The sequence below is a fragment of the Pseudoxanthomonas sp. YR558 genome (genome assembly GCF_900116385.1).
In the GTDB taxonomy this organism is placed as follows: domain Bacteria; phylum Pseudomonadota; class Gammaproteobacteria; order Xanthomonadales; family Xanthomonadaceae; genus Pseudoxanthomonas_A.
Genome location: NZ_FPCI01000002.1, coordinates 1,221,644 through 1,239,774, shown reverse-complemented (window position 1 = coordinate 1,239,774; position 18,131 = coordinate 1,221,644). Strand labels below are relative to the sequence as shown.

Below are 18,131 nucleotides of genomic sequence, written 5' to 3'. Positions count from 1 at the left end.
ATGCCGTCACCGCGCAACGCTCGAGCCACCGGACCCAACCTGCGCGAACGCTTCGATGCGATGCGCAACCTGGCGCCTTTCCTGCGACAGATCTGGCAGACCAGCCGCACGCTGACCCTCGCCAGCCTCGGCCTGCGCGTCGTGCGCGCGTTGATGCCGGTAGCCACGCTGTACATCGGCAAGCTGATCATCGACGAAGCGATCCGCCTGGTCGGGCTGGGCCTGGGGTTCGACACGCTGAGCGACGCGTGGCGCAGCGGCCAGCTCGACACGCTGCTGGGATTGCTCGCGCTGGAATTCGCGCTCGCCATCGTCTCGGACCTGTTGGGCCGGCTGGTGAGCTACGCCGATGCGCTGCTGTCGGAACTGTTCACCAATGCCACCAGCATCCGCCTGATGGAGCACGCGGCACAGCTGGACCTGGAGGACTTCGAGGACCCCGACCTGCAGGACAAGCTGGACCGCGCGCGCCGGCAGACGATGGGCCGCATGAACCTGATGAGCCAGCTGTTCGGTCAGGTGCAGGACGCCATCACCGTCGCGAGTTTCGCCGCCGGCCTGCTGGTGTACGCGCCATGGCTGATCGCGTTGCTGGCGCTGGCGCTGGTGCCGGCCTTCGTCGGCGAGGCGCATTTCAACGCGTTGGGCTATTCGCTCAACTTCCAGTGGACGCCCGAGCGTCGCCAGCTGGAATACCTGCGTCAGATGGGCGCCAGCGTGGAAACGGCGAAGGAGGTGAAGATCTTCAACCTCCACCGGTTCCTGATCGACCGCTACCGCGCGCTCGCCGAGAAGTTCTTCGCCGCCAACCGCGCGCTGGCGCGCCGCCGCGCGCTCTGGGGCGCACTGCTGGCAGGGCTCGGCACGCTGGGCTACTACGTGGCCTATGGCTACATCGCGTGGCGCACCGTACGCGGCGATTTCAGCATCGGCGACCTGACTTTCCTCGCCGGCAGCTTCCTGCGCCTGCGTCAGTTGCTGGAAGGCCTGTTGATCGGCTTCTCGCAAGTCGCCGGACAGGCGCTCTATCTGGACGATCTGTTCTCGTTCTTCGAGATCGAACCCGAAATCGCCTCGCCCGCGGATCCCGTCCCGGTGCCTCGGCCGATCACCCGTGGCTTTGTGTTCGAAAACGTCGGCTTCCGCTATCCCGATGCCGAGCGCTGGGCCGTGCGGCACCTGGATTTCGAACTGCACGCGGGCGAGGTGCTGGCGCTGGTGGGCGAGAACGGCGCCGGCAAGACCACGCTGGTGAAGCTGCTCGCGCGCCTGTATGACCCGGACGAGGGCCGCATCCTTCTCGATGGGCGGGACCTGCGCGAGTACGACCTCGACGACCTGCGCGCCAACACCGGCGTGATCTTCCAGGATTTCGTGCGCTACCACCTGACCGCGGGCGAGAACATCGGCGTCGGCCGCATCGAGGCGATGCACGACCAGGCGCGCGTGCGCGCCGCCGCCGCGCGCGCGATGGCCGACGAGGTGATCGAGGGGCTGCCGCGCGGTTACGACCAGCTCGTGGGTCGCCGCTTCAAGGACAGCGTGGATCTTTCCGGCGGACAGTGGCAGAAGATCGCCATCGCGCGGGCCTACATGCGCGATGCGCAAGTGATGATCCTCGATGAACCGACGGCTGCTCTCGATGCGCGATCGGAGTTCGAGGTCTTCCAACGCTTCAAGGAATTGTCGGACAATCGGACCGCCGTGCTGATCTCGCACCGTTTTTCCAGCGTCCGCATGGCCGATCGCATCCTGGTGCTCAATGAAGGCCGGCTGGAAGCCAGCGGCACGCATGAGCACCTCATGGCCCAGGGTGGTCGCTATGCGGAACTGTTCGAACTGCAGGCCGCCGGCTACCGCTGACCTTCCCCCACAGGAGACACGACGTTGCGCCACGTTCCCCACCGACTCGCCACCGCCCTCCTCCTCGCGCTGCCGTTGGCCGCGTGCAATTCCTCCGCCAAGAGCGATGCCGAAGCCAAGGCGCCCGCAGCGGCACAGGCCGCACCCGCCAGCCAGCCTGCGCAGACGCTGACCAGCGCCAAGGGCCAGATCCGCGTCACCCAGGTGGCGAGCGGGCTGTCCCATCCGTGGTCGCTGGCCTTCCTGCCGGACGGCGGCATGTTGGTCACCGAGCGCAGCGGCGCACTGCGCCGCGTCGGCACCGACGGCGCGGTATCCGCCCCGATCACGGGCGTGCCGAAGGTGTTCGCCACCGGCCAGGGCGGCCTGCTCGATGTGGTACTGGCGCCTGACTTCGCCAGCACACAGCGCATCTATCTCAGCTACGCCGAACCCGGCGACAACGGCACCGCCGGCACGGCGGTGGCCTACGGCACGCTGGCCGGCGATGCGCTCACCGACGTCAAGGTGATCTATCGCCAGGAGCCGAAAGTCGACGGCCCGAACCATTTCGGCTCGCGCCTCGTATTCGACGGCCAAGGCCATCTCTTCATCAGCCAGGGCGAGCGCAACAAGCGCGCGATGTCGCAGGAACTGGACAAGCTGCAGGGCAAGCTCGTGCGCCTGAACCTGGATGGCAGCGTGCCGCAGGACAATCCCTTCGTCGGCAAGAGCGGCGCACGCCCGGAAATCTTCAGCTACGGCCACCGCAACATGCAGGGCATGGCGCTGGACCCGCGCACCGGTAAGCTCTGGCAGAGCGAGCATGGCCCACGCGGCGGCGACGAGATCAACCTGCCCGAGGCCGGCAAGAATTACGGCTGGCCGATCATCACCTACGGCATCAACTACTCCGGCCAGCCGATTCCCGAGGCGGAAGGCAAGGCGAAGGACGGCATGGAACAGCCCTTCCACCTGTGGGAGAAGTCGCCGGGCGTGTCCGGCATGGCGTTCTACACGGGCCAGCCGGACAGTCCGTGGAACGACAGCGTGTTCCTCGGTTCGCTGGCCGAGCGCAACCTGATCCGTCTGACCCTGCAGGGCGACACGGTGCTGGGCGAGGAGCGCCTGCTCAACGAGATCGGCGAGCGCGTGCGCGATGTGCGCGTCGGCCCCGATGGCAACGTCTACGTGGTCACCGACGAAGAAGACGGCAAGCTGCTGCGGATCGAACCGCCGAAGGCGCCGTGACCATGCGCCCTCTGATTCGCACGACGGCACTGTTCGTCCTTGCCATGGCGGCGGCCACCGCCGCGCACGCGCAGTCGCCCACCGACTACACGCAGGCCAAGCAGCGCGCCGATGCCGATGAAGCCTCATTGCCGGCGGCCACCTCGCAGGCGATGCGCGATGCGCAATCGGGCGTACTCGGCGATGCGATCGCCGAATGCGCCACGCCCAACGCCGACACCGCGCCGTTCGTGATCGTGGCCGAGCTGGATGCCGGCGGCGCCGTTCGCCGCACCTGGCGCGACGGCGCCACGCCGCTGGCGATCTGCGTGCAGAAGCAGATCAACCACAAGACGCTGGCCGCCCCGCCCCGCGCTCCGTTCTATACGTCCTTCGAACTGAGCTTCACGCCATGACCGACGCCGCCGACATCAACGCCCTGCTGCGTGCGCGATTGCCCGCGGGCGTGCCGTTGCAGATTCCGCCGCCCTGCCTGGTCGACATGCAGGGCGAGCCGGTGGAGTACGTGGAGGGCCAGTCGCTGGCCATGCGTTTCCCGGTGCTGCCGCGCTACCAGAACCCGATCGGGCACATGCAGGGCGGTTTCATCGTCGCGGCGCTGGACAACACGCTGGGTCCGTTCTCGTACCTGATCGCCCCACCCAGCGTGACGACGTCGCTCAATACGCAGTACCTGCGCCCGGTGACGCAGGAGATGCCGCACATCACCTGCCATGCGCGGTTGGTGGAGCGCACGCGCAATCAGTTGTTCCTGGCCGGCGAGGTGCGCGACGACGCGGGTCGGGTGCTGGCGATGTGCCAGGCGGTGTGCCAGATCCTGCCGCAGAAGGCGGGCTGAGCGCGCGACATCGACGTGCGACAGCATCGCCGCTGTCATGAGCGTGATGTGCACAGGATTGCGTGAACGCATTGGGTTCACGCCTCTTGCGGTTGAACCCATGGAGACTGGTCATGGCGCCGCTCGCCGCGGAGGCCTTCTTTCTTTGCTTGTGCAAAGAAAGAATCAAAGAAACACACCCCAGGCGGCACGCCCTGCGCTTCGCTCCGGGTTCGCGAGCGATCCGGGAATTTTCGTAAGACACATCCATGTGCCATACGAAAACGCCGCCCATCCGGGGCGGCGCCCTGCGGGTTTTACCCGGCCCACTCGCCGTGCCTCATGGGGGCCCGAAAACTGGAGCAAGGGCAAAGGCGCGCGTCGATTCTTCAGTCGCGGCTCTCGGGGCCCCTGAGGTCCGGCAGGCACGGCGGGTCAAACCCCGAAGGGGCGGCGCACAGGACGTGCGCCGTTTTCGGCCGGGGCAGGATGCCCCGTCCGAAAATTCCCGTCGTGACTGCGCACCCGCCGCGCAGCGGTGGGCGGACCGCCGGGGTGTGCTTTCTTTGCTTACTTTCTTTGCACAAGCAAAGAAAGTAAGGCCTCCGCGGCCAGCGGCACCATTCGGACTTGCCGACCAACGCGACGCCGCAGGCCCCGAAAACCCGCCGTAGCAGCTCAGCGCAACTCGAACCGATCCGCATCCAGCATCGCCGGGAACTTCTCCCGATGCGCCGCCAACGCCGCCGCCGAGATCGTCGACGTCGCCACCCCCTCGCCCGCCGGCAACTCCACCACCGGCTGCCCCAGGAAATCGATCACCGCACTGTCGCCGCTGTACGCGTGCCCGTTGCCGTCCGTGCCCGCACGATTGACCGCCGCCACGTAGCACAGGTTCTCGATCGCACGCGCCCGCAACAGCGTCTTCCACGCGTAGGCGCGCGGCGCCGGCCAGTTCGCGACGAACAACTGCAGATCGAAATCCAGCTGCCCCGGCCGCTCCACGTCGTACCGGTTGCGCGCGAACACCGGGAAGCGCAGGTCGTAGCAGACCAGCGGATTGATCCGCCAGCCCTTCCATTCGAGCGTCAATCGCTCGCTGCCTGCCGCATACCGCATGTGCTCGTTGGCATAGCGGAACAGATGGCGCTTGTCGTAGTGCTGCAGATCGCCGTCGGGCGTGGCAAACAGCAGGCGGTTGAACACGCCTTCCGCCGTGCGCAGCTGCACGCTGCCGGTGATCGCCGCATTGAGCGTCGCCGCCTGCTCGCGGATCCACGCCACCGTGGCGCCGTCCATGCCTTCAGCTTGGTCGATGGCCTCGTTGCTGAAGCCGCTGGTGAACGTTTCCGGCAGGACGACCAGATCGGTCTGCCCCGCGAGCGGCGCGATCAACGCCCCGTAGTAGTCGCGGTTACCCGCCGGATCGTGCCAGCGGGTCTCGCCCTGGACGAGGGAAATGCGGAGGTCCTGCATCTGTGTCTCCGTATCCGCTTACAGCGTCTTCAACCGCGCGATCGCCGCATCCAGCGTCGCCTCGTTCTTCGCGAAGCACAGCCGCGCCAAGCGTTGGCCGGTCGGCGGCGTTTCGTAGAACGGGGACAGCGGGATCGCGGTGACGCCATGCTCGACGGTCAACCACTTCACGAACTCGGCATCCGGCAGGTCGCTGACCGCCGAATAATCGACCAGCTGGAAATAGCCGCCAGGCACCGGCAGCGGCACGAACTTCGTGCCCAGCAGCTGCTCGCGGAAACGGTTGCGCTTCTCCTGGTAGAACGCGCCCAGTTGCTCGTAGTGCTCCGGTTCCTGCCGGATCATCGCGGCGAACGCGTGCTGTGCCGGCGCGAACGTGCAGAACACGTTGTACTGGTGGACCTTGCGGAACTCCGCGCTCAGCGCCGGCGGCGCGATGGCGTAGCCGATCTTCCAGCCGGTGCAGTGGTAGGTCTTGCCGAAGCTGGAGACGACGAACGCGCGTGCGGCCAGTTCCGGATACCGCAAGATCGATTCATGGCGGCGGCCATCGAACACGATGTGCTCGTAGACCTCGTCGGAAATCAGGTAGATGCCGGTGCCTTCCAGCAATGCGGACAGCGCACGGATATCGGCCTCGTCGAACATCGCACCGGACGGGTTGTGCGGGCTGTTGACGATCAGCATGCGCGTGCGCGGGGTGATCGCGGCGCGCACGCGGTCCCAGTCCACCGCGAAGGTCTGCGGGTCCAGCGGCACGTGCACGGCGCGCGCACCGGCCAGGTCGATCGCCGGTTCGTAGCTGTCGTAGGCCGGGTCTAGCACGATGACTTCTTCGCCCGGGCGCACCACGGCGTGGATGGCGTTGAACAGCGCTTCGGTCGCACCGCTGGTCACGGTGATCTCGGTGTCCGGGTTCACCTCGCGGCCGTAGCAGCGCAGCACCTTCTCGGCGATGGCCTGGCGCAGCGGCGCCACGCCCGTCATCGGCGCGTACTGGTTGTGACCGGCGCGCATGGCGGCGTCGAGTTCGTCCACCAGCCGCTGCGGCACCGCGAAATCCGGGAAGCCCTGCCCCAGGTTGACCGCGCCGTGCTCGGCGGCGAGCTGCGACATCACGGTGAAGATGGTGGTGCCCACCTTGGGCAGCTTGGTCTGCGGCTGGAACATCCCGGTTCAGATACTCGGCGGAGGGGGAGCACGGAGTGTACGCGCTCGACGTTACGCGCGATGATGCGGCCATGGCCGAACACAGCGTTCCTGCCGACGGCACCGCGAACGGGGAAGTCCCCGATGCCGAGCGCGCGCGGCTGGCGATCGCCTGGGCCGCGGCGCACTATTTCGTCACGATCGGCCGCAAGGAATGGCTGTTCTGCACCGGCCTGTCCGCCCCCGAGGTCGAACGCCAGGTCATGGCGGACCGCTATCTGTTCATCACCGCGTGGAATCCCCCACCCGGCGAGGCGTCGCGCGCGGACAACGACGCCGCGCAGGCCCGGCTGGAAGCGCGCGTACAGACGCTTGGGTTGACGCTGCATCCGGCCCTCGGCTGCGACAACCGCGGTGGCATGGTCGAATACGGCTGCCTGGTGCTGGACGCCACGCTGGCCCAGGCCGACGCGCTGGCTCGGGAATTTGGCCAGGGCGGCACCCTCTGCTGGAGCGCGGGCGAACCGGTCCGCCTGCGGATGATGTGGCCGCGCCCGGCCGGTGCCGACGGCGATCCACACACGGACTGGGTGGGCTAAGAAGGGGCCCCGCGGGGCGCGACCGTATGTCGCAGGCGGCCTGACGGGTGACACCGTTTAGAATGGGCGGCTGAGCCCCAGGACACCCCAGCCTCCCGCCCGGGAACGCCCGATCCGATGACCGACGCCGCTCCTTCCCATCCGCCGTTGCTGGCCGCCCAGGGCCTGGCGTTCTCGCGCAACGACGAGCCGGTGTTCGGGCCGCTGGATTTCGCCGTGGACGCGGGCGAGGCCCTGCTGGTGCAGGGAGGCAATGGCGTCGGCAAGACCACGCTGCTGCGCGTGCTGGCCGGCCTGCTGCGCGCGGATGCGGGCCATATCGACATCGATGGCCATCCCGCTGGCCCCGCACGCCGCGCCCACGCCATGGCCTATTTGGGCCACCTGCCGGCGCTGAAAGGCGACCTGAGCGCGCTGGAGAACCTCAACTTCCTCTGCGGCCTGCACGGGCGGCGCGCACGCCAGATGCCGGGCAATGCGCTGGCCATGGTCGGCTTGGCCGGCTACGAGGACGCCCTGGCGCGGCAGCTCTCCGCCGGCCAGAAGAAGCGCCTCTCGCTGGCCCGCCTGTGGCTGTCGCCCTCGCCGCTGTGGCTGCTGGACGAGCCCTACGCCAACCTCGACCTGGACGGCATCACCCTGGTCAACCGGATGATCTCCGCGCACCTGCGTGATGGCGGTGCCGCGCTGGTCACCACGCATGGCGCATATGCCGCCCCGCCGGTGCAGACCCGCATGCTGCTGCTGGAGCGCCCCGCATGAACCCGGCGCCTTCGCTCTTCCAGACCGCCCGTGCGCTGATCGTGCGCGACGTGCAGTTGCTGTGGCGCCGCCGTGGCGATGCGCTGCAGCCGGCATTGTTCGCCCTGCTGGTCGTCGTGCTGTTCGCTCTCGGCCTCGGCACCTCGCCGCAGGCCTTGTCGAAGGTCGCGCCCGCCGTGCTGTGGGTCGCCGTGCTACTGGCCGGCCTGCTGTCGCTGGACACGCTGTTCCGCGGCGATGCCGAGGACGGTTCGCTCGAACAATGGATCCTCGCCCCCGTGCCGCTGGCCTGGCTGGTGTTGGTGCGCGTGCTGACCCACTGGGCCACCACCGCCCTGCCGCTGGTGCTCGCCGCGCCGTTGCTGGGCGAGATGCTGCACCTGCCGCGCAGCGACCTGCCGATGCTGCTCGCCACGCTCGCGCTGGGCACGCCGCTGCTGAGCCTGCTGGGTGCGGTGGTCGCCGCCCTGACGGTCGGCATGAGGCGCTCTGGTATCCTTGTGGCTCTGCTGGCGCTGCCGCTGTACGTGCCGGTGCTGGTGTTCGGCGCGGGCGCCGTGGCCGCCAACGCGCAAGGCCTGGATGCCTCCGGCGCCCTCCTCTGGCTGGCCGCCGGCCTGCTGCTGTCGTTGCTGCTCGCCCCGCTGGCCGCCGCCGCGGCGATCCGCATCGCCCTGACCTGAAGACCGACGCTGCGCATGAATCCACTCGTCCGCTGGTTCCACCAACTCGGCTCGCCGCCCTACTTCGACCGCTTCGCGGCGCGCTGGACGCCGTGGTGCTACCTCGCCGCCATCGTGCTGCTGGGCGTGGGCCTGTGGCAGGCGCTGTTCGTGGCCCCGGCCGACTACCAGCAGGGCGACAGCTTCCGCATCCTCTACATCCACGTGCCCAGCGCGTGGATGAGCATGTTCGTGTTCGGCCTGATGGCGTTCTACGCGGCCATCGCGCTGATCTGGCGGATCAAGCTGTGTGAGATCCTCGCGATGGCGTGCGCGCCCACCGGCGCAGCGTTCACCGTCATTACCCTGGCCACCGGCAGCATCTGGGGCAAGCCGATGTGGGGCACGTGGTGGGATTGGGACCCGCGCCTGACCACCGAACTCATCCTGTTGTTCCTCTACCTCGGCGTGATGGGCCTGTACGGCGCCATCGACGACCGCCGCAACGCCGCGCGCGCCGCCGGCCTGCTGGCCATCGTCGGCGTGGCGATCCTGCCGGTGATCCGCTACTCCGTGGTGTGGTGGAACTCGCTGCATCAGGGCCAGACCATCCGCGTGTTCGGCGAGTCCAGCATGGACAGCAGCATGGTGCTGCCGCTGGTGCTGATGGTGGTGGCCACCAAGTTCTGGTTCGCCGGCTCGCTGCTGGCCCGCGCACGCGCGGACAACCTGCGCCGCGAAGCCGGCAAGGACTGGGTCGCCAAGCTTGCCGCCGCCAAGGGAGCCACGCCGTGAGTTACCTGGAATACGTCATCGGCGCCTACGCCGTGTTCGCCCTCGTGCTGGCGTGGGATTTCCTCGCGCCGCGCCTGCAGGTGCGCCGCGAACTGCGCGCCGCCCGCCTGCGCGCATCGCGCGAGACCCGCCGCAACGCCGCCCCCGCCGACCTGGAACGCTGACCGCATGAATCCCGTCCGTCGCCGCCGCCTGCTGTTCGTGCTGCTGGCCCTGCTGGTCGCCGGTGCCGCCACCGCGCTGATCGCGATGGCCCTGCAGCGCAACGTGGCCTACCTCTACACCCCGGCCGAAGTGCTGCGCGGCGATGCCAGCGAACGTGCCCGCTTCCGCCTCGGCGGCATGGTCGAAAAGGGCTCGTTCAAGCGCGAGACCGGTTCGCTGGTGTCGCAGTTCCGCGTCACCGACGGCGATGCGCAACTCACCGTGCGCTACGAGAAGATCCTCCCGGACCTGTTCCGCGAGGGCCAGGCCGTGGTCGCCACCGGCACGATGCAGGACGGTGTGTTCGTCGCCGAAGACGTGCTGGCCAAGCACGACGAGACCTACATGCCCAAGGAAGTCGCCGACAAGATGGGCAAGGCGCACCAGAAGCACGACGTGCAGGCCGCACCGACGGGGCCGGCGAATTGATCCGGGCCTCCGTCGCCCATTTCCTTCCCGCATCCGGCGGGAAGCACGGGACTCACCATGCTGCCTGAACTCGGACAAATCGCGCTGATCCTCGCGCTGCTCACCGCCGCGCTGCAGGCGCTGTTGCCGCTGGCCGGCGCGCACCGCGGCAAGGCCGCGTGGATGGACATCGCGCGCCCGGCCGCCTATGCGCAGTTGTGGCTGGTGATGCTCACCTTCATCGCGCTGACCGTCGCGTTCGTGCAGCAGGATTTTTCGGTGAAGTACGTCGCCGACAACTCCAACTCGCTGCTGCCGATGGTCTACCGCTACACCGCCGTGTGGGGGTCTCACGAAGGTTCGCTGCTGCTGTGGGCGCTGGTGCTGGCGATCTGGACGGGCGCCGTGGCGCTGTTCTCGCGCGGACTGCCGGACGTGGTAATGGCGCGCGTGCTCGGCGTGATGGGCGTGGTCGCGGTCGGCTTCCTCGCCTTCCTGATCTTCACCTCCAACCCCTTCATCCGCCTGCTGCCGTCGCCGGGCGAAGGCCGCGATCTCAACCCGCTGCTGCAGGACCCGGGGATGATCATCCATCCGCCGCTGCTGTACGTGGGCTACGTAGGCTTCGTGGTGCCGTTCGCGTTCGCGATCGCCGCGCTGCTCGATGGCCGCGTGGATGCACGCTGGCTGCGCTGGACGCGTCCGTGGACGAACATCGCCTGGGGCTTCCTCACCCTCGGCATCGCATTGGGCAGCTGGTGGGCGTACTACGAACTGGGCTGGGGCGGCTGGTGGTTCTGGGATCCGGTCGAGAACGCCAGCTTCATGCCGTGGCTGGTCGGTGCGGCGCTGATCCATTCGCAGGCGGCCACCGAGAAGCGCGGCACCTTCCGCGGCTGGACGCTGTTGCTCGCCATCGCCGCGTTCTCGCTGTCGCTGCTGGGCACGTTCCTGGTGCGTTCGGGCGTGATCACCAGCGTGCACGCGTTCGCCGCAGACCCGAGTCGCGGCGTGTTCATCCTGATCTTCCTCGGCATCATGATCGGCAGCTCGCTGCTGCTGTACGCGTGGCGCGCGCCGCAGCTGGCCGATGAGGCATCGGAGAAGTCGTACTTCGCGGCGAACTCGCGCGAAACGCTGCTGCTGGCCAACAACCTGCTGCTGACCGCCGCCTGCGCGATGATCCTGCTGGGCACGCTGTATCCGCTGATCGCCGATGCGCTGGACCTGGGCAAGATTTCGGTCGGCCCGCCCTACTTCAGCCTGTTGTTCATCGTGCTGATGGCGCCGCTGGTGGCGCTGGTGCCGTTCGGCCCGCTCACCAAGTGGCAGCGCGACAAGGCCTCCCGCCTCGGCGCGATGCTGCTGCCGTGGGCGCTGTTGGCCATCGTGCTGGCGGTGGTCGCGTACTTCGTCGCCCCGCAGGGCAAGCTCAAGGCGGCCGCCGGCATCCTCGGCGCGGCATGGGTCGGCCTGGGCACCGTGCGCTTCATCTGGTCGCGCCTGCGCGCCAATGGCCGCTTCACCCCGGAAATGCTCGGCATGACGCTCGCGCATACCGGCATCGCGGTGTTCCTGGTCGGTGCGTTGCTGGTGGAGGCGCTCAACGTGCAGCGCGAACTGGCGGTGAAGCCGGGCCAGACCGTCGAGGTCGGCCGCTGGGGCTTCCACTTCCAGGGCGTCGATGAAACCCAGGGCCCCAACTACCTGTCCGACCGCGGCCACGTGCAGGTCCTGCGCAACGGCACGCCGGTGACGCTGCTGCATCCGGAGAAGCGCGCGTACGCCAGCGGCGGCCAGGTGATGACCGAAGCCGGCATCCGCCCGGGCGTGCTCGGCGATGTCTACGTCGCCATCGGCGAGCCGCTCGGCGATGGCGCCTGGTCGCTGCGCGTCCACATCAAACCCTTCGTCCGCTGGATCTGGCTGGGCGCGGCCCTGATGGCGCTGGGCGGCTTCGTCACCGCCGCCGATCGCCGGTTCCGGAACCACAAGACATCCGAGGCGCGCCCCGCATGAACAACGCTTCCGAACTCCCGCCGTCGCCGCCGCGTTCGCGTGGCGCACTGACCTTCGCGCTGGTCATCATCGGCCTGTTCTTCGTCGGCCTGATGGGCCTGCTGTACTACGGCGTGAAGCAATCCGACCGCGCCGGCCGCGATGCGCTGCCCTCCACGCTGATCGGCAAGCCGGCGCCCGCGTTCGATCTGCCGCTGCTGCACGAACCCGCCAAGCGCGTCACCAACGCCGACCTCGCCGGCCAGGCGTACGTGATGAACGTGTGGGGCAGCTGGTGCCCGGAATGTCGCGTCGAGCACCCGGTCCTCACCCAGTTCGCGCTGACCAAGCGCGTGCGCTTCATCGGCTACAACCTCAAGGACGAGCGCCCGGACGCATTGCGCTGGCTGGAGCAGTTCGGCAATCCCTACATGATGGTGCTGGCCGACATCGAAGGCCGCACGGCGATCGACTGGGGCATTTCCGGCGCGCCCGAGACCTTCCTGGTGGACGGCAACGGCATCGTGCGCTGGAAGCACGTCGGCGCCATCGACCAGGCGACCATCGACCACCAGCTGATTCCCGCGCTGGAAAAGATCGAAGCCGGCCGATGAGCGCCTCCCCCGTCCTCCTGGTGCGCGCCTTGCTGCTGGCCCTGCTGGTCGCCGTCGCCGCGCCGGTCTTCGCGCAGGTCAGCGATCCCACGCCGCTGCAGTTCCGCGACGATGCCGAGGAAGCCCGCTTCCACAGACTGACCGCCGAACTGCGCTGCGTGATGTGCCAGAACCAGTCGCTGGCCGATTCCAACGCGCAGATCGCCCATGACCTGCGCCGCGAAGTGCTCGACCTGATGCGCCAGGGCAAGGACGACGCGCAGGTGAAGCAGTTCCTGGTGGACCGCTACGGCGAGTTCGTGCTGTACAAGCCCGACGTCGCCCCCGGCACCTACATCCTCTGGTTCGGTCCGCTGTTGCTGCTGCTCGCCGGCGGCGTCTGGGTGGGGCGCATCGTCGCGCGCCGCGCGAAGCAGCCGGCCCCGACCACCGACGACACCGACCAGGAGTGGTGATGACCACCTTCGTGATCCTCGCCATCGTGCTGTCCCTCGCTGTGCTGCTGGCCGTGCTGTGGCCGTTGTGGCGCAAGGCCAAGCCGCTGGTGATCGGTGGTGTGGTCGCGCTCGGCATCGCCACGTTCGCGCTGTACCGCGTGATCGGCACGCCCGCCGCGCTGGAACCGCAGGCCACCGCCCCCGGCCCGGCCACGCTGGAAGAAGCCATCGGCCAGCTCGAAGCCGAACTGAAGAAGAAGCCGAACGAACCCGAGGGCTGGCGCCTGCTCGGTAAGTCCTACGCGGCGCTGCAGCGTTATGGCGATGCGCAGAAGGCGTTCGAGCGCGCGGTGCAGTTGATGCCCGACGACGCCGACCTGTTGGTGGAAGCCGCGCAGGCCCGCCTGTTCAACAACGCCGACCGCAAGCTCGATGCGCAGGCGATGGCGCTGCTGGACCGCGCGCGCCAGATCAATCCGGGCCACCAGCGTGCCGCGTGGTTCGTCGGCCTGGCCCAGCGCCAGGAAGGCAAGCCCGCCGAGGCCGCGAAGACCTGGGAGCCGTTGCTGGCCCAGGTGGATCCCAACACCGCCGCCACGCTGCGCACGCAGATCAACGAAGCGCGCGCCGAAGCCGGCCTGCCGCCGCTCGCCGATGCCGCGCCCGCGGCCGACGCATCGCCTGCGCTGCTGACGGTGACGGTCGACCTCGCACCTGCCCTGAAGGACAAGCTGGCGCCGGGCGATACGCTGTTCGTGTTCGCACGCCAGGTCGGCGGCCCGCCGATGCCGGTCGCGGCCAAGCGCCTGCCGGTGGCGGCATTCCCGATGACGGTCGCGCTGAGCGACGGCGACAGCCCGATGCCGACGCTGAAGCTCTCGCAGCTACCGCAGGTGCAACTGGTGGCGCGCATCTCCAAGGGCGGCGCCGCCACCGCGACCGCCGGCGACCTGGAAGCCACCGCCGTCACCGCCGACGTGAAACCCGGCAACGCCTACATGCTGACGATCGACCGCGTGGTGCCGTAAGCGGCTGCCTTGCCTACGCGCCCACGATGATCTGCCTCTTCGCTACGGCATGAATCGCGCGCGCGTCGTATCCCGGCTCATACCGTGGATCGCTGCGGCCGCGATGTTGGGGTTGCTGCTGCCGCTGCAGCGCGCAGCGTGGCCGGGCCAGGGATCTTTCGCGTGGGCCGTGGATCTGTTCGCGCACTGGCAGCCGCTCTACGCGGTGGCGTGGCTGCTCGCCTGCCTGCTCGGTGCGCTGCGCGACAAACGCTGGCTGATCGGCTTGCCGCTGGTGGCTTTGCCGTGGTTGACCGCGAGCCCCGCTGCGCCGCACGCCGATGGATCACCGGATCTCGTAGTGACGGTCGCGAACGTCAACATCCGCCAGCGCGATCCTGACGCCCTGTTGGCCTGGCTGCAGCGTTCGCCCGCCAACGTCGTGGTGCTGACCGAGCTCTCGCCGGACTACGCCAAGGCGTTGGAGACACGTCGCTTCGGCGGATTCCCGCACCAGGCGCTGCATCCTCTGGCCTCGCCTCCCGGACTGGGCATCCTGTCCGACCGACCCTTGCGCGATGTGCGCGTGCTGGCCGATTCGCTGGGTGCCTTGAGGATGGAGGCCACGCTGGATGTCGATGGACGTGCCGTCCAGTTCATCGCGGCGCATCCGAAGCCACCGATGGCCACCCGCAAATTCGTCGCACGCGACCGACTGCTGCGCACGCTGGCGGCGCAAGCGTCGCGCCAGCCGACGATCGTGGCCGGCGACCTCAATGCAACGCCCTGGTCGAGCGCCCTGCGGGATCCTCGCATGCGTCCATTGACGCGCATCACCGGTTGGGCACCCACCTACCCCAGTGAGGGACACGGCTTCCTCGGCGTGGGCATAGACCACGTACTGGTGTCGTCGTCGTTCGCGGGCACCGGCGCCGAACGCGGGCCGGACATCGGCTCGGATCATCTGCCCGTGCGCGCCGGGCTGCGCTGGCGGGGCGAATAGCGGCGCCCGGATCGCTACACTTGGCGGATGACCGAATTCATGCCCCCTGGCACCCGTTTCCATCCCCTGTCCTCGCCGTTCCGCATGAAGCGTGGCGGCGAGCTGCACGGGGCGCGTGTGGCGTACGAAACCTGGGGTTCGTTGAACGAACGCCGCGACAACGCGGTGCTGATCGTCACCGGGCTGTCGCCCGACGCACATGCCGCGCGCAATCCCGGCAATCCGGAGGAAGGCTGGTGGGAGCCGATGCTGGGCCCGGGCAAGCCGATCGACACGGATCGGTGGTTCGTCGTCTGCGTGAACTCGCTCGGCAGCTGCAAGGGTTCCACCGGACCGGCCTCGATCAATCCGGATACCGGCGCGCTGTACCGCCTCGACTTCCCCGAGCTGTCGGTGGAAGACGGCGCGAATGCGGCGTTCGACGTGGTGCGCGGGCTGGGCATCGAGCAGCTGGCCTGCATCATCGGCAATTCGATGGGCGGCATGACGGCGCTGGCCTACCTGCTGCTGCATCCGGGCGCCGCGCGCACGCACATCAACATTTCCGGCAGTGCGCAGGCGCTGCCGTTCTCCATCGCGATCCGTTCGCTGCAGCGCGAGGCGATCCGCCTGGATCCGCACTGGAACCACGGCCAGTACGACGACGACACCTATCCGGAATCCGGCATGCGTATGGCGCGCAAGCTGGGCGTGATCACCTACCGCTCGGCGCTGGAGTGGGATGGCCGCTTCGGCCGCGTGCGGCTGGAATCGGACCGTCCCGACGAGGAGCCGTTCGGCCTGGAGTTCCAGGTAGAGAGCTATCTGGAAGGCCATGCGCGCCGGTTCGTGCGCCGCTTCGATCCCAACTGCTATCTCTACCTGAGCCGATCGATGGACTGGTTCGACCTGGCGGAGTACGCGGACGGAGGCGTGGAAAAGGGCCTGGCCAAGCTGCGCGTGCAGCGGGCGCTGGCCATCGGCGCCACCACGGACATCCTGTTCCCGCTGCAACAGCAGCAGCAGATCGCCGACGGGCTGGCCGCGGGCGGTGCGCAGGCGGAGTTCCTGCCGCTGGAATCGCCCCAGGGCCACGATGCCTTCCTGGTGGACTACGACCGGTTCGGGCCGGCGGTGCGGGACTTCCTGGCGGGGATCTGACCCCCCGCTTCAGGAAAAGCAGACCATTTCCGCACCGCACGACGTCCTCCCCCGCCCGGGCGGCTAAAATGGCCCCACTTCCTGACCCGGGCCATGCCATGACCCTCGATTTCCCCGGCGCCGACAAACTGGTCGCCTCGCTGGATGCTGCCGTTGCCCTGGGCGACGACCGCGCCATCACCGATGCGCTGCGCAAGTCGCTGTGCGAACTGATCTGCGACGAGGACGTGCGCCTGCCGGCCTGCGTGCTGGAGCCGATCTCCGACCATTACGCGCGCCGCGAGCTGTACACCAGCCCGGAGCACGGTTACAGCGTCATCGCGATGACCTGGGGCCCCGGCCAGGGCACGAAGATCCACGATCATTCGGGCATGTGGTGCGTGGAAGGTGTGTGGCGCGGCCGGCTGGAGATCACCCAGTACGAGTTGGCCGAGCACGACGAGGTGCGCTACCGCTTCATTCCGGCTGGCACGATCGAGGCCGGCACCGGCTCGGCCGGCAGCCTGATCCCGCCGCACGAGTACCACACCATCCGCAACCCCAGCGACAAGGCGGTGGCGGTCAGTCTGCATGTCTACCAGCGCACGATGGTCCGCTGCGGCATCTACACGCCGGAAGAAGACGCGGGCACCAGCGGCTGGCAGCGCCGCGGCGAGCGCCTGTTGGGCACCGACCAGGTCAATTGAGCCGCGTGCGCCCCCGCTCTGTCGGCGAGAGGCCTTGCTCGGCTATACTTCGCGTCCGCGCCGGAGTGGCGGAATGGTAGACGCAGCGGACTCAAAATCCGCCGCCCTTAAAAGCGTGTGGGTTCGAGTCCCACCTCCGGCACCAAGATCAAACCCTGGACCTCCAGGGTTTTTTCGTTTGTGGGGCCATGCGTTGCAACTTGACCCCCGTCCTGCTCCAACCCGTGCTCGCCGTAGCAGTTGGCGAGGCCCCAATCGAGCATCGAGGCATCATGCGCTCGGACACGTGATAACCTCGCGGCCCCAATAAGGAAACGGTGCGCATGGACTACGCATACCAGGATGTTCAGCTCCCCTCCGAATCTGACCGTGACGCACTTCACGGTGCGCTCGCTACGCTGACAATCGGCAATGCCGACCCTTCGGGAATGCGCGGCTATCTCGATTCGGACTTCCTGCGGTTTCTGTACACCCTGGCGATCACGCCCGATGTGGCTGGGCGCGCGCTCGAGATCGGCTCCAATCCCTATTTCATGACTGCGCTGCTGCGCATGCACCGCCCAGGACTGGCGCTGGACGGCGTCAACTACTTCCCCAGTGAGCCGGCGACCTTCCAGCAGGACGTGCGCTGGGTCGATGGCCAGCAGCAATGGAGCGAGGTCTTCCACAGCTTCAACACAAACCTCGAGGCCGACCAACTCCCGGTCGAAGACGGCGCCTATTCGCTCATCCTGTTCTGTGAGGTGCTGGAGCACTTTACGAACGATCCGATGGCTGCCCTGCGCGAACTGTCGCGCGTGCTGCAGCCGGGTGGGCAGTTGGTGCTGACGACACCGAACGTCGCGCGTTTCGACAACGTGCGCGCAATGCTCGAGGGCTGGAGTATCTATGATCCCTACTCCGGCTATGGCCCCTACGGACGTCACAACCGCGAGTACACGCGGCATGAGTTGCATGAGCTGATGATGCACGCCGGGTTCGAGGCTGAGGTGTCGTTTACCTCCGATGTGCACCTCAACCGCGGCGGCAAGGTAGCCGACGCGGTGATCGTCGAGTTCCTACGCAACACGCCGAACCGCGAACACGATCTGGGGCAGTACCTGTTCACCCGCTGGCGGAAGGTTCGCGAACCATCGCCCGGACTGCCGCGCTGGCTCTACCGCAGCTACCCGGACTCCGCTCTCGCGTAGGACTTGTTGGGTCGTCGCTACCGTGCGTCGATCCGCGGCCCCGTGGTCGGCCTTGGCATGGCGATCCTGCCGCGAACAAAGGGGACATATG

At 68.1% G+C, this 18,131-nt stretch carries 20 protein-coding genes and 1 tRNA gene; 19 read left to right on the top strand and 2 right to left on the bottom strand.

The window, feature by feature from the left end; genetic code table 11:
• From BM365_RS17405 to BM365_RS17390, 4 genes are read left to right on the top strand one after another with little or no spacing between them, the layout of a single operon-like run.
• A complete protein-coding gene (locus tag BM365_RS17405) occupies nt 1–1,863 on the top strand; it encodes an ABC transporter ATP-binding protein (RefSeq protein ID WP_093490699.1) in 1,863 nt (620 codons plus the stop codon).
• 24 nt (nt 1,864–1,887) lie between these two features.
• The gene (locus tag BM365_RS17400; protein WP_093490698.1) at nt 1,888–3,093 is read left to right on the top strand and encodes a PQQ-dependent sugar dehydrogenase; all 1,206 of its coding nucleotides are present in this window, start codon (nt 1,888–1,890) and stop codon (nt 3,091–3,093) included.
• A gap of 2 nt (nt 3,094–3,095) precedes the next feature.
• On the top strand, nt 3,096–3,488 hold the full coding sequence (locus tag BM365_RS18210; RefSeq protein WP_233210843.1) for a hypothetical protein: 393 nt from the start codon (nt 3,096–3,098) through the stop codon (nt 3,486–3,488).
• Nucleotides 3,485–3,931: a PaaI family thioesterase gene (locus BM365_RS17390; RefSeq protein ID WP_093490697.1), complete on the top strand. Its 447-nt coding sequence runs from the start codon at nt 3,485–3,487 to the stop codon at nt 3,929–3,931. The genes BM365_RS18210 and BM365_RS17390 overlap by 4 nt, the downstream gene beginning before the upstream one ends.
• A gap of 657 nt (nt 3,932–4,588) precedes the next feature.
• Here BM365_RS17390 and BM365_RS17385 read toward each other — a convergent pair.
• Nucleotides 4,589–5,386: an amidohydrolase gene (locus tag BM365_RS17385; RefSeq protein ID WP_093490696.1), complete on the bottom strand. Its 798-nt coding sequence runs from the start codon at nt 5,384–5,386 to the stop codon at nt 4,589–4,591.
• Between the two features lie 18 nt (nt 5,387–5,404).
• Nucleotides 5,405–6,556 (bottom strand): pyridoxal phosphate-dependent aminotransferase, encoded by a 1,152-nt coding sequence (locus BM365_RS17380; RefSeq protein ID WP_093490695.1) that lies wholly within the window; start codon nt 6,554–6,556, stop codon nt 5,405–5,407.
• Nucleotides 6,557–6,591: 35 nt separating this feature from the next.
• Between BM365_RS17380 and BM365_RS17375 the strand changes: the two genes are divergently transcribed.
• From BM365_RS17375 to BM365_RS17305, 15 genes are all read left to right on the top strand, one after another.
• Nucleotides 6,592–7,134, top strand: a complete 543-nt coding sequence (locus BM365_RS17375; RefSeq protein WP_093490694.1) for a DUF3293 domain-containing protein — start codon at nt 6,592–6,594, stop codon at nt 7,132–7,134.
• Nucleotides 7,135–7,251: 117 nt separating this feature from the next.
• The gene (gene ccmA, locus BM365_RS17370; RefSeq protein ID WP_093490693.1) at nt 7,252–7,896 is read left to right on the top strand and encodes a heme ABC exporter ATP-binding protein CcmA; all 645 of its coding nucleotides are present in this window, start codon (nt 7,252–7,254) and stop codon (nt 7,894–7,896) included.
• On the top strand, nt 7,893–8,579 hold the full coding sequence (gene ccmB, locus BM365_RS17365) for a heme exporter protein CcmB (RefSeq protein WP_093490692.1): 687 nt from the start codon (nt 7,893–7,895) through the stop codon (nt 8,577–8,579). The genes ccmA and ccmB overlap by 4 nt, the downstream gene beginning before the upstream one ends.
• Nucleotides 8,580–8,594: 15 nt before the next feature.
• Nucleotides 8,595–9,353 (top strand): heme ABC transporter permease, encoded by a 759-nt coding sequence (locus BM365_RS17360; RefSeq protein ID WP_093490691.1) that lies wholly within the window; start codon nt 8,595–8,597, stop codon nt 9,351–9,353.
• Nucleotides 9,350–9,517, top strand: a complete 168-nt coding sequence (ccmD, locus tag BM365_RS17355) for a heme exporter protein CcmD (RefSeq protein WP_093490690.1) — start codon at nt 9,350–9,352, stop codon at nt 9,515–9,517. Before BM365_RS17360 ends, ccmD begins: the two co-directional genes overlap by 4 nt.
• A 4-nt stretch (nt 9,518–9,521) precedes the next feature.
• Complete coding sequence (gene ccmE, locus BM365_RS17350) at nt 9,522–9,986, top strand: cytochrome c maturation protein CcmE (RefSeq protein ID WP_093490689.1); 465 nt, start codon at nt 9,522–9,524, stop codon at nt 9,984–9,986.
• Nucleotides 9,987–10,043: 57 nt separating this feature from the next.
• A complete protein-coding gene (locus BM365_RS17345; RefSeq protein ID WP_093490688.1) occupies nt 10,044–11,984 on the top strand; it encodes a heme lyase CcmF/NrfE family subunit in 1,941 nt (646 codons plus the stop codon).
• Nucleotides 11,981–12,577, top strand: a complete 597-nt coding sequence (locus BM365_RS17340; protein ID WP_093490687.1) for a DsbE family thiol:disulfide interchange protein — start codon at nt 11,981–11,983, stop codon at nt 12,575–12,577. Before BM365_RS17345 ends, BM365_RS17340 begins: the two co-directional genes overlap by 4 nt.
• Nucleotides 12,574–13,032: a cytochrome c-type biogenesis protein gene (locus BM365_RS17335; protein ID WP_093490686.1), complete on the top strand. Its 459-nt coding sequence runs from the start codon at nt 12,574–12,576 to the stop codon at nt 13,030–13,032. Before BM365_RS17340 ends, BM365_RS17335 begins: the two co-directional genes overlap by 4 nt.
• Nucleotides 13,032–14,042: a tetratricopeptide repeat protein gene (locus BM365_RS17330; RefSeq protein WP_093490865.1), complete on the top strand. Its 1,011-nt coding sequence runs from the start codon at nt 13,032–13,034 to the stop codon at nt 14,040–14,042. The genes BM365_RS17335 and BM365_RS17330 overlap by 1 nt, the downstream gene beginning before the upstream one ends.
• A 49-nt stretch (nt 14,043–14,091) precedes the next feature.
• On the top strand, nt 14,092–15,024 hold the full coding sequence (locus BM365_RS17325) for an endonuclease/exonuclease/phosphatase family protein (RefSeq protein WP_093490685.1): 933 nt from the start codon (nt 14,092–14,094) through the stop codon (nt 15,022–15,024).
• A 27-nt stretch (nt 15,025–15,051) separates the two neighbouring features.
• Nucleotides 15,052–16,164: a homoserine O-acetyltransferase MetX gene (locus tag BM365_RS17320; protein WP_093490684.1), complete on the top strand. Its 1,113-nt coding sequence runs from the start codon at nt 15,052–15,054 to the stop codon at nt 16,162–16,164.
• Nucleotides 16,165–16,262: 98 nt separating this feature from the next.
• Nucleotides 16,263–16,850: a cysteine dioxygenase family protein gene (locus BM365_RS17315; protein ID WP_093490683.1), complete on the top strand. Its 588-nt coding sequence runs from the start codon at nt 16,263–16,265 to the stop codon at nt 16,848–16,850.
• A gap of 59 nt (nt 16,851–16,909) precedes the next feature.
• Nucleotides 16,910–16,995, top strand: a tRNA-Leu gene (locus BM365_RS17310).
• Between the two features lie 178 nt (nt 16,996–17,173).
• Nucleotides 17,174–18,040, top strand: a complete 867-nt coding sequence (locus tag BM365_RS17305) for a class I SAM-dependent methyltransferase (RefSeq protein ID WP_093490682.1) — start codon at nt 17,174–17,176, stop codon at nt 18,038–18,040.
• The last annotated feature ends 91 nt before the right edge of the window (nt 18,041–18,131 follow it).